Origin of the sequence: Mesorhizobium sp. M5C.F.Cr.IN.023.01.1.1 (assembly GCF_003997585.1) — a bacterium.
In the GTDB taxonomy this organism is placed as follows: domain Bacteria; phylum Pseudomonadota; class Alphaproteobacteria; order Rhizobiales; family Rhizobiaceae; genus Mesorhizobium; species Mesorhizobium wenxiniae.
This window is the reverse complement of record NZ_RZSU01000079.1, coordinates 20,290-31,180: the sequence shown is the minus strand read 5'-3', so window position 1 is coordinate 31,180 and position 10,891 is coordinate 20,290. Positions and strand designations below refer to the sequence as shown.

Genomic DNA, 10,891 nt, shown 5'->3' with positions numbered 1-10,891 from the left:
GGTATCGCCGCTATGGAAGATGGTCGCTCCTGTTAAGCTGGATGCCGATCATCGGCGATCCGCTGACGGTGGTCGCGGGGGTGTTGCGCGAGCCGCTGTGGAGCTTTGTCGCAATCGTCGCCCTCGCGAAGATCTCGCGTTATCTGGCTGTCGCCGGAGCGGTGCTGGGCCTGATGTAACTGACCGTGCAGCGATCGTGACATGCAGTTGCGTTCACTTTTGGTTGCACTGCAACAACATGGGCGCAGGTTGTCTTGACAAATCAGGCGAACAATTGTCCGAAGGGCACGATGAGGAAACTTGGTCGAATCTCGATCTTGGCAAACATACCGCTCCGAGCACTGCTGGCGGTCGTGTTCCTGGTCATGTCGGCTCTTCAGCCCGGTTTGTTTGCCACAGCCAATGCCACGGGTTTTCACAGCGACGCGGGGATGAATCTCCCTGCCGAAGACCACGAGATGAGCGGTCACGACCACGCCGCCGCTGCCGACGACTCAGACATGTCAGAGCACGATCACGGTACCAAGAATTCCAGCGAGAAAAGCTGCGAAGTCCATTGCGCGCCGGCCCATGCCGTGCCTGTCGATTGCCCCGACCTCGAGCGCGTTGTTTCCCGTTGCTTTGCGGCCGTCGTTGCCGAAGCCTCGGCAGGCGGCGAGTACACAGCGCATATAAGACCTCCCAGACACCTGGGCTGACGCGCCTCTCTGGGGCGTTCGCGCGCAGCGTCCGGAATCCGTTCCGGCGCAGCCAAACGCACACGTCAAGCTTAGGTCCACAATGAAAATCGCCATTCTCGCGATCCTCGCATCGCTGTTCGTTTCCGGATGCGCGGCAACCATGCCGCCGGATATTCTTCCGGCCTTCAATCCGGCCGATCCCGTGATGGGCATACGCGATGCCCAGTACCACCCGGTCATCGCCGACTATCACCACCGGGAACCGGTCGATCCGCAGAACTGGCGGCGCCTCAATGAAGAGCGCGCCCCAGCAAACCCGGGAGCCGGATCATGAAGCGGCGGTTCCTGACCATGGCTGCCGTGGCAACCATGCCCTTGATCTCGGCGGGCTGCACCACCACGGGGGCCCTTGACGGTATTTCCGACCCCTTGGCAGGCTTCACGACGATCGCCGCGCGTGCCGAATCCGTGACCGGCAAGAAAACCGTGTGGGTGCAGTCCAGCGAGGAAGCGCGGACGGTCTCGGAGCGCGTGAAACGCCTCGTCCAGAAGAAGACGATCGGTCCGGACACCGCGGTGCAGGTCGCCTTGCTCAACAACAAGGGCCTGCAGGCCGCCTACACTGAGATCGGCTTGTCGGCGGCCGACACGTGGCAGGAATCGATGCTGGTCAATCCGACGATTTCAGTCGGCATGATCGGCGTCGATCCTGTGCGGACGATTGAAGGGGCGGTGGTCAGCAATATCCTCGCGCTGGCGACCCGTGACCGGCGCGTCGCAGTCGCGGATGCGCGCTTCCGTCAGGCTCAACTCCGCGCCGCCGAGGAAACGCTACGGCTCGCCGCAGACACGCGGCGAGCCTGGATCAACGTCGTATCGGCCTGGGAAAGCGTTTCCTACTTGAATCAGGCGCAGGCCGCCGCCGATGCTGCCTCCGAACTCGCTCAAAAACTTGGCGAGACGGGCGCTTTCACAAAGACCGGCCAAGCCCGCGAACACGTCTTTTATGCCGAGATAACCGGTCAGGCGGCGGAGGCGCGGCTCGCCGCGCGGACCGCCAAGGAGGAGCTCACCCGCCTCATGGGCCTTTGGGGACCCGACGTAGATTATTCGGTCCCGAACGCGCTTCCAGGGTTGCCTAAAGGCGCCAAGGCCAAGCGCGCGATCGAGGTGGAGGCGTTAAGAAATCGCGTCGACCTTGAGATCGCGAAGCTTGAGCTGGAGGCGCTGGCGAAATCCTATGGACTGACCGAGGCGACGCGCTACGTCAGCGATCTGGAACTGCTTTCCGGCGTGGAGGTGGAACGCGAGGAGGCGGAGGAGGGCGGAACCGAGACGAGTGTGTCACCCACTCTCGAGCTTGAGTTCGTCATTCCGATTTTCGACACCGGCCAGGCACGCATGCGCAAGGCCGAACTTGCCTACATGCAAGCTGCCAATCGGATGGCGGAAAAGGCGGTCAACATCCGATCCGAGGCGAGGTCCGCCTATGATGCTTACCGCTCGACCTACGACATCGCACGGCATTATCGAAACAGCGTTGTGCCGCTTCGTACCAAGATCGAAGCGGAGTCGGTCCTCACCTACAACGGCATGATCACCAACACGTTCGAACTTCTCGCAGACACCCGCGCGAAAATCAGCGCGATCATGCTTTCCCTCAACGCCAAGCGCAATTTCTGGCTGGCCGACGTCAATCTCGGAACCGCCATCCATGGTGGCGGCGCAAGCTCGCCCGAAGGCGGCGACGCACCGGCCGCAGCCGAAGCGGGCGCCGAAGGCCACTGAACTCAAGGAGAAGAAAAATGCTTTCAAGACGTCAGTTGTTAGGCGCGGGAGCCCTGCTCGCCGGCGCCACGGCATGGACCAAAACGTCCGCGATGGGGCTGCCGGATGCGGCCGTCATGGAGTCTCCGGACATGCAGCCGCCGATCTTCCCCACGAGCGGACCCGACTACCAGCCGGTGGTCACTCTCAATGGTTGGACCCTTCCGCATCGCATGAACAACGGCGTCAAGGAATTTCATCTTGTCGCCGAGCCGGTGGAGCGGGAGCTGGCGCCGGGCTCGACTGCGTATCTGTGGGGCTATAACGGTCAATCCCCCGGTCCGACGATCGAGGCGGTCGAAGGCGACCGTGTCCGCATCTTCGTGACCAACAAGCTTCCCGAGCACACCACCATCCACTGGCACGGGATGATCCTGCCCAACGGCATGGACGGCGTGACCGGCCTTACCCAGCCCGGAATCCCGTCCGGCAAGACCTTCGTCTATGAGTTCGACCTCGTGAAGAGCGGGACCTTCATGTACCACCCGCACGCCGACGAAATGGTCCAGATGGCCATGGGCATGATGGGTTTCTTCGTCATTCACCCGAAGGATCCCAAGTTCATGCGGGTGGACCGCGATTTTGTCTTCCTGCTGAACGCCTTCGACATCGAACCGGGATCGTACGTCCCGCGCATCATGGAGATGACGGACTTCAATCTGTGGGCATGGAACAGCCGCGTCTTTCCGGGGATCAGTCATCTTCCGGTGGCGAAAAACGACCGGGTCAGGGTCCGCGTGGGCAATCTGACCATGACCAATCATCCGATCCACATGCATGGCTACGACTTCGAGGTGACCTGCACCGATGGCGGCTGGGTCCGGCCGGAGGCGCGGTGGCCGGAAGTGTCGATCGACATCCCCGTCGGCGCCATGCGGGCGTACGAGTTCGAAGCCAAATACGAGGGCGACTGGGCGATCCATTGCCACAAGTCGCACCACACGATGAATGCCATGGGCCACGACGTGCCCACATTCATCGGCGTCGACAACTCGAAGGTCACCGACAAGATCCGCCGGGTCCAGCCCGAATACATGGCGATGGGTGACCGCGGCATGGCCGATATGGGCGAGATGGAAATGCCGCTTCCCGACAACACGATCCCGATGATGACCGGCTGGGGCCAATTCGGCGCCATCGAAATGGGCGGCATGTTCTCGGTCGTCAAGGTACGCGAGGGGCTCGCCTCGAACGATTACGCCGATCCGGGATGGTACCAGCATCCGGAGGGAACCGTGGCTTACGAGTGGAAGGGGGATGTCCCCGCTCCGACGAAATCAGGCGACGCAAAAACGATGGCCCCGGCAGCGCACGGCGGTCACGGCAAACAGGGATAAGAACCGAACCCTCAACCTCAACAACGAGAGAAAGTGCAGCATGAAACATATAATCGCAGCGGCCGTTTTGATGGCGGTCAGTTCGGGAGCAGCTCTTGCCGGTGGAACCCACGCCGGAGGCCATGGCGACAAAGCCGCCACAATGGCGATCGGCAGCCCTGGCGAGGCCGGCAAGGCAAAGCGGACTGTCAACATCTCGATGTCGGAGACGGACGACGGGACGATGTTGTTCCAACCGGCCGTGCTCAAGGTGAAGCAGGGCGAGACCGTTCGCCTGAAGTTCGTCAACAAGGGCCAGGTCGACCACGAATTCGTCATGGACGTCCATGAGGGGATCATGGAGCACAAGGCGCTGATGGAGAAGTTCCCCGAGATGGAGCACGCTGATCCCAACTCGATCCGCTTGGCGCCCGGCGACAGAGGCGAGATCGTCTGGACCTTCGCAAACGCTGGCGAATTCGGTTTCGCCTGCCTGATTCCGGGTCACTACGATTCCGGCATGAAGGGCGACATCACCGTCGCCCACTGAACTCCAAACGAGGAAGGAAACAACCATGAAGCTATTGGCAAAGGCATTCGCAGCTCTCGCGCTCGCGCTCGCCGTCGGCGGGAGCGCGCTCGCGCAGGAATACGTGAAGGGTGAAGTCCTCAAGGTCGACGCCAAACAGAAGAAGCTGACGATCAAACATGAGCCGCTGACCAATCTCGACATGCCGGCGATGACGATGGTGTTCGTCGTCGCGGAGCAGGGCATGCTCGATAAAGTCAAAACGGGTCAGGCGATCGAGTTCACAGCCGACCGCGTCAACGGACGCATCACGGTCACCGGCATCAAGTGATCAGGAACAAGCGCCGCGGGTTGCAAAATCAACCCGCGGCCGCGGTCTGATCAGGCAATGCCGCGTGCACGGGTGTCACGATGAGGGAGCCGCGCAGAATGCTATCCAGAGGCTTTCTTTCCAATCATCGTGTGTGGAGCGGTTCAGAGGAAGAGCCATGGGATACTTCCGAGCCCCCACACCCACATATGCGGGATAATTGCAGCGAACGCGTGCACGGTGCTTTCCGGTGTCTTCATACCTTACAGCGCCGCTCGCGTCCGTCTCGACCAAACCAATAGCGACGTCGAAGTCATAGTCCCCGTCTTGCGAGACGCTATTGCTCTGCACGCTGAGCTGGACCGAAGTAGCATCTGGAAAATCGGCAGTGTAAAAGACCAGTTGCTCCGCCATCGAGGGCGTAGCCACCAACACGCCGGCAAAAAATGCAATGGCGCGCATATCCTCCTCCCGAGGATCCAAGACGAGACTATCACCTGTCGTATCGATTTTCGAATCGAATCTCCAAGCGATCAAAGCGTGCGCAAAAGCGTCAGTGGCGACCGCTTGTGTGCGATTTCACAAGAAGGTCATAAACACCCGAGACACTATCGCGCGGTGGGGGTCTGTGCCAAAGGTAAACGATGACGAATTCGTTCGGTTTCGGAAGGGTGCTGTTGTTGCTGGCCGTGTTCGGGCTGGCCTTTGCACCTTTGGGAGCTTCGTCTTCGGGCGCTGTTGCCGGGTCGCCTTTATCCATCATGCAGGACGACATGCCCTGCTGCCCGGACGGCAAGCCCATGGTGCCGGACTGCGGCAAGGATTGCCCGCTCGCGGTCCTGTGCGTGTCGGGCCTCGTCAGCGTTCAGGTTCCCGAAACGCCGACGTTCGTCGTCCAAGCTCCGATCGGAGAGGAGTTCCTCGACGGCAGGGAAGCTGTCCTCTCGTCACTGATCGGCGAACCGCCCCCGAGACCACCCAAACCCTGACTGGCAAATAGGCGCCTTTGGCGCCGGGATCCGTGCGGACTAATGCTGCACGGGCCGTTCGCGTGGCGTTTGTCATGCCCACGCCGTGCGCAAGCGCGGAACACTGTCAGGCGGAAACATTGATCATGAAATCGAAAATTTTGCTACGCGCCGCGATGCTGGCGCTCCCGTCCTTCATCGTAGCTTCCCAAGCGGCCAAAGCAGCGCAAGAGGACTACGAATTCCAGCTCGTTAAGAACGAGATCAAGGAAGGCGACGGTGCCGTCGTCGCCGTCAGGCTCCTCGACAAGAGGACAGGCGCTCCGGTGAACAACGCCGTCGTATTCGCCACCAGGATGGACATGGCTCCGGACGGAATGGAGGCAATGACTGCGCCGGTCGCGGCGCTGCCATCCGAGGAGGCCGGCACCTATCGCTTCAGGACCAACCTCATGATGGCTGGAGGCTGGCGCTTCTCCATCGCGGCGAAGGTCCAGGGCGAGACCGAAACGGTCGAGCGCCGCCTGGAATTCAAGGCCGTCCAATGAAAAGGTTCGGCTCATTCCTGACCCTCGCCGTATTGGCGGCCGGAGCTGGCGCGGGCGGATACTCGGCCGGACAGCATGATCTGTCCGTCTCGGACGTCGTGCAAATGATCGAGACGGCCATCGGGCGCCCGCTCAGCGCGGAACCGATGCCGGCGACTGCCGGTCCGGTTCCCTTTGGTCCCATCATTTACTACCGTCACCCCGACGGAGATCCCGCCTATTCGTCAACGCCGAAACGAACCGAGGACGGCCGGGATTTCGTCGCGGTCCTGGCGAGCGAAGACGTGAGCTTCGAGGTTCGGCCTGAGATCAAAGCAGCCGGCGGTGAAGCAACAGGGCCGAGTGGTCGGAAGATTCTCTACTACCGCAATCCCATGGGCCTGCCGGACACGTCTCCTGTGCCGAAGAAGGACTCCATGGGAATGGACTACATTCCCGTCCTCGAAGGCGAAGCGGATGACGGCTCGACGGTCAAGGTATCGGCAGGAAGGCTGCAACGTACAGGCGTGAAGACGGTACGCGCCACGAAGAGCGCCGTCGTGCGTCCGGTTCGGGTTCCCGGAACGGTCACGCTGGACGAGCGACGCGTCACAGTGGTCTCAACCCGGACGGAGGCCTTCATCGAGGAAGTGGCTGACATCACGACCGGGGAGGCTATCGAGAAAGGTCGCCCGCTTGTGCGCTTTTACGCCAGGGAAATTGCCCAGGCAGGTGCGCTCTATGCCGCCGACCTGAAGGGCGGCTCAGACCGCAATGCCGCCGCGGGCAGCTTGCAGCGTCTTGAAAATCTCGGCGTTCCAGCGGAAGCGATTGCTGAGATCGAGAAGTCGAAGAAGGTGCCGATCTCAGTTACGCTGACGGCGCCACGCAACGGCATTGTCCTGGAGCGCATGGCCGTCGACGGCATGATGGCGGAGGCGGGCCAGACCCTGTTCCGGATCGCCGACGTGTCGACCCTCTGGGTGGTGGCCGATGTGCCGGAATACGAGTTGAGTTCGGTTCGTATCGGCGACAAGGCGACCGTCCGCATCCGCAGCCTTCCGGGCAAGGTGTTCGAAGGCAAGGTCGGTCTGATCTACCCCGAAATCCAGGGGCAGACCCGGACCGCGAGGATTCGCATCGAACTCCCCAATCCCGAGGGGCTGCTGCTTGCCAACATGTATGCCGAGGTGGACATCGCGACGGGCGGCACTGATCCTGCCGTGACCGTGCCCGACAGCGCCATCATCGACACGGGGGACCGCCAGGTTGTGATCGTCGACAAGGGCGAAGGCAGCTTTGAGCCGCGCGACGTGAAGATCGGCATGCGAGGCGACGGTATGGTCGAGGTCATGGAGGGCCTCGCCGAAGGCGAAAAAATCGTCGTCTCGGCCAACTTCCTGATCGATGCCGAAAGCAACCTGAAGGCCGCGCTCAGCGCGCTGACGCCTGCGGAGGCGCAGCCATGATCGCCAAGCTCATCGCCTGGTCGGCCCGCAACCTCGTCCTCGTCTTTTTTGCGACCGCGCTGGCGGCAATTGCGGGGATCTACTCGATCAGGACCTTGCCGCTCGATGCCATACCGGATCTCTCCGACGTCCAGGTCATCGTCTTCACCGATTATCCGGGCCAAGCCCCGCAGGTGGTCGAGGATCAAGTCACCTATCCGCTGACGACCTCAATGCTCACCGTTCCAAGATCCAAGGTGGTCAGGGGCTTCTCCTTCTTCGGGGTGTCCTTCGTCTACGTGATCTTCGAAGACGGCACCGATCCCTATTGGGCGCGGAGCCGAGTGCTCGAATATCTGAACGCGGCCGCCAGCCGTCTGCCCGATGGCGTTTCCCCGGCGCTCGGACCGGACGCGACGGGCGTCGGCTGGGTTTACCAGTACGCGGTCGTTGCCAAAGAACTGTCTCTCGCGGAACTCCGTTCCCTGCAGGACTGGGTCGTGCGCTTCGCAGTCTCGAAGGCGGAAGGCGTGTCCGAGGTCGCAAGCGTCGGCGGCTTCGTCAAACAGTACTCGATCGTGGTCGATCCGTCGCGGATGCGCGCTCAGGGCGTGACGCTTTCGGAAATCGGCGAAGCGGTTCGCACCAGCAATATGGACACGGGCGGCCGCACGGTTGAAATCTCCGAGTTCGAATTCATGGTGCGTGGACGCGGCTACCTGAAGAGTGTGTCTGACATCGAAAGCATCGCGTTGAAGTCGGTCAGCGGCGTGCCGCTCAGGCTCGGCGATGTCGCCAAGGTCGAGATTGTGCCTGACGAGCGCCGCGGCATCGCCGAACTGAACGGCGAGGGCGAGGTCGCGAGCGGTATCGTGCTGCAGCGGGTCGGCGCGAACGCGCTGACCGTCATTGAGAATGCCAAGGAAAGTCTCGCTGCGATCGGAAGGAGCCTGCCTGAAGGTACCGAGATCGTGCCCGTATACGATCGTTCAAAGCTCATCGAGGCTGCGATCGAGACTCTGAAGTCGACGCTGGTGGAGGAGAGCATCGTCGTAGCCCTCGTCACCATCGTGTTCCTGCTTCATGTGAGGAGCGCATTGGTCGCCATCATCATGCTGCCCGTCGGCATTCTGATGGCTTTTGCCGCCATGAAGCTGCTTGGCCTCGGCTCCAACATCATGAGCCTCGGCGGCATCGCTATCGCCATCGGGGCGATGATCGACGCGGCGATCGTCATGATCGAGAACGCGCACAAGCACCTGGAACGGGCGCCTCCAGGCAAGCCCCGCATCGGGGTTTTGATCAAGGCTGCAGCCGAGGTCGGGCCAGCGCTGTTCTTCAGCCTGCTCATCATCACGGTCTCGTTCCTGCCGATATTCACGCTTGAAAGCCAGGAAGGCCGTCTGTTCGGTCCGCTCGCCTTCACCAAAACCTTCGCCATGGCGGCGGCGGCGCTGCTCTCGGTGACACTGGTGCCAGCCCTGATGGTAATGCTCGTGCGCGGCCGCATCGTGCCGGAGCACAGAAACCCGCTCAACAGGCTGCTTATCGGGCTCTATCGGCCGATCATCGCTGGCGTGCTGAGGGCAAAGACGTTCACGATCCTGCTCGCGATTGTCGCCCTTGCAGTGACCGTCTGGCCCGCTCGTCAGCTCGGCAGCGAGTTCATGCCGAACCTCGACGAAGGAACGCTGATGTACATGCCGACAACGCTGCCGGGCCTGTCCGTCACCAAAGCCGCCGAACTGCTGCAGATTCAGGATCGGATCATAAAGTCGTTCCCGGAAATAGAGTCCGTCTACGGCAAGGCGGGCCGGGCTCAGACAGCGACCGATCCCGCGCCGACCGAGATGTTCGAGACGATCATCAACCTCAAGCCGAAATCCGAATGGCGGGCCGGAATAACATCGGAAAGTCTGAAAACCGAGATGGACGCCGCGCTGCAGTTTCCGGGTGTGTCGAACGCCTGGACGATGCCGATCCGCGCCCGCATCGACATGCTGTCGACGGGCATACGCACGCCCGTCGGGGTCAAGGTCTACGGCACCGACCTCGGCGAGATGGAAAATGTCGCACGCCAGATCGAGGCAGTGCTCAGGGCAGTGCCTGGCACGTCCAGCGCCTATGCCGAGCGGGTGATTGGCGGCTACTATCTTGATATCATCCCTGACCGGACCGCGTTGGGCCGCTATGGCCTGTCGATCGGCGATGTTCAGGATGTGATCTCCATGGCGCTCGGCGCAAAGGCGATCACGTCTACTGTCGAGGGCCGCGAACGTTATGGCGTCGCCATTCGCTATCCGCGCGCGCTTAGAAGCGATCCCGGGGCGATCGCCCGCGAAGTGCAGATCGCACTGCCTGGCGGCGGCTTCGTACCTCTCGGAGAAGTCGCCAAGGTCGAACTCACGCGCGGCGCGACCTCGATCCGCACCGAGAACGGACAACTTGCGGTCTACATCTTCGTCGACATCGCCGGCCGCGACCTTGGCGGCTATGTCAGCGAGGCGCAGCAGGCGGTCGCCGCCGAGGTGAAGCTGCCGCCGGGTTATTCGGTCGCCTGGAGCGGGCAGTTCGAATATCTCGAACGTGCCCAGGCGCGGCTGAAGATCGTCGTGCCGCTAACGCTCGCGCTCATCTTCCTGCTGCTTTACCTCAACTTCCGCGCGCTGACCGAGACACTGATCGTCATGCTGTCGCTGCCCTTCGCAATCGTCGGCGGCATTTGGATGATGTGGTGGCTGGGCTTCAACATGTCGGTCGCCGTCGCGGTGGGCTTCATTGCGCTGGCCGGCGTGGCAGCCGAAACCGGGGTCATCATGCTGATCTATCTCGACAACGCGTGCAGCGAAGCGAGGGCCAGATGTGCGGCCGGGAAGCGGAGTTTGACCAAGATGGACCTTAACGAGGCGATCATGTTCGGTGCCGTCGAGCGCGTACGTCCGAAGATGATGACCGTCGTCGCCATCATGGCGGGCCTGCTGCCGATCCTGTGGAGCACGGGCACCGGATCGGAGGTCATGCAGCGGATAGCCGTGCCCATGATCGGCGGCATGATTTCTTCAACGATCCTGACGCTCGTCGTGATTCCGGCCGTCTACGGCATCGTCAAGGGCTGGCGGTTGCCGAGCCGGAGTGTGGTCGACGAGCCAAGAGCAGACGCTGAGCTGAAGTTGGCCGCGGAATAGGAGCGGCAATGTTGGATCAGATGATGTCGGGCGGAATGTGGGGAATGGGCGTGGCAGGCTTCATTCTCCTCGCTCTGGTCGTGCTGGTGATCGCTGCCCTG

General features: G+C 61.8%; 11 protein-coding genes and 1 pseudogene. 11 read left to right on the top strand and 1 reads right to left on the bottom strand.

Annotation, left to right across the window (positions count from 1 at the left end):
• The 7 genes and pseudogenes from EOA78_RS37290 to EOA78_RS25705 all read left to right on the top strand — a co-directional run.
• Nucleotides 1-179, top strand: a pseudogene (locus tag EOA78_RS37290) (DedA family protein); the annotation flags it as partial.
• A gap of 75 nt (nt 180-254) precedes the next feature.
• Nucleotides 255-698, top strand: a complete 444-nt coding sequence (locus EOA78_RS25730; RefSeq protein WP_164783936.1) for a hypothetical protein — start codon at nt 255-257, stop codon at nt 696-698.
• A gap of 82 nt (nt 699-780) precedes the next feature.
• Entirely contained in the window at nt 781-1,014 is a 234-nt protein-coding gene (locus tag EOA78_RS25725) for a hypothetical protein (protein WP_127317563.1), read from the top strand.
• Nucleotides 1,011-2,468, top strand: coding sequence for a TolC family protein (locus tag EOA78_RS25720; RefSeq protein WP_127317562.1), 1,458 nt, complete (start codon nt 1,011-1,013; stop codon nt 2,466-2,468). The genes EOA78_RS25725 and EOA78_RS25720 overlap by 4 nt, the downstream gene beginning before the upstream one ends.
• Before the next feature lie 17 nt (nt 2,469-2,485).
• A complete protein-coding gene (locus EOA78_RS25715) occupies nt 2,486-3,844 on the top strand; it encodes a copper oxidase (protein WP_127317561.1) in 1,359 nt (452 codons plus the stop codon).
• A 40-nt stretch (nt 3,845-3,884) separates the two neighbouring features.
• Nucleotides 3,885-4,373 (top strand): cupredoxin family protein, encoded by a 489-nt coding sequence (locus EOA78_RS25710; protein ID WP_127317560.1) that lies wholly within the window; start codon nt 3,885-3,887, stop codon nt 4,371-4,373.
• Between the two features lie 25 nt (nt 4,374-4,398).
• The gene (locus EOA78_RS25705) at nt 4,399-4,683 is read left to right on the top strand and encodes a copper-binding protein (protein ID WP_127317559.1); all 285 of its coding nucleotides are present in this window, start codon (nt 4,399-4,401) and stop codon (nt 4,681-4,683) included.
• Nucleotides 4,684-4,758: 75 nt separating this feature from the next.
• Here the strand turns inward: EOA78_RS25705 and EOA78_RS25700 are convergent, their stop codons facing one another.
• Nucleotides 4,759-5,124 carry a hypothetical protein gene (locus tag EOA78_RS25700; RefSeq protein ID WP_127317558.1) on the bottom strand — a complete coding sequence of 122 codons (366 nt, stop codon included), beginning with the start codon at nt 5,122-5,124 and terminating at the stop codon, nt 4,759-4,761.
• A gap of 182 nt (nt 5,125-5,306) precedes the next feature.
• On the opposite strand from EOA78_RS25700, the gene EOA78_RS25695 reads away from it, so the two are divergent.
• From EOA78_RS25695 to EOA78_RS25680, 4 genes are all read left to right on the top strand, one after another.
• Nucleotides 5,307-5,651: a hypothetical protein gene (locus tag EOA78_RS25695; protein ID WP_127317557.1), complete on the top strand. Its 345-nt coding sequence runs from the start codon at nt 5,307-5,309 to the stop codon at nt 5,649-5,651.
• 125 nt (nt 5,652-5,776) lie between these two features.
• Nucleotides 5,777-6,178 carry a FixH family protein gene (locus EOA78_RS25690; protein WP_127317556.1) on the top strand — a complete coding sequence of 134 codons (402 nt, stop codon included), beginning with the start codon at nt 5,777-5,779 and terminating at the stop codon, nt 6,176-6,178.
• Complete coding sequence (locus EOA78_RS25685) at nt 6,175-7,626, top strand: efflux RND transporter periplasmic adaptor subunit (RefSeq protein WP_127317555.1); 1,452 nt, start codon at nt 6,175-6,177, stop codon at nt 7,624-7,626. The genes EOA78_RS25690 and EOA78_RS25685 overlap by 4 nt, the downstream gene beginning before the upstream one ends.
• The gene (locus EOA78_RS25680) at nt 7,623-10,790 is read left to right on the top strand and encodes a CusA/CzcA family heavy metal efflux RND transporter (RefSeq protein ID WP_127317554.1); all 3,168 of its coding nucleotides are present in this window, start codon (nt 7,623-7,625) and stop codon (nt 10,788-10,790) included. Before EOA78_RS25685 ends, EOA78_RS25680 begins: the two co-directional genes overlap by 4 nt.
• Nucleotides 10,791-10,891 lie beyond the last annotated feature (101 nt).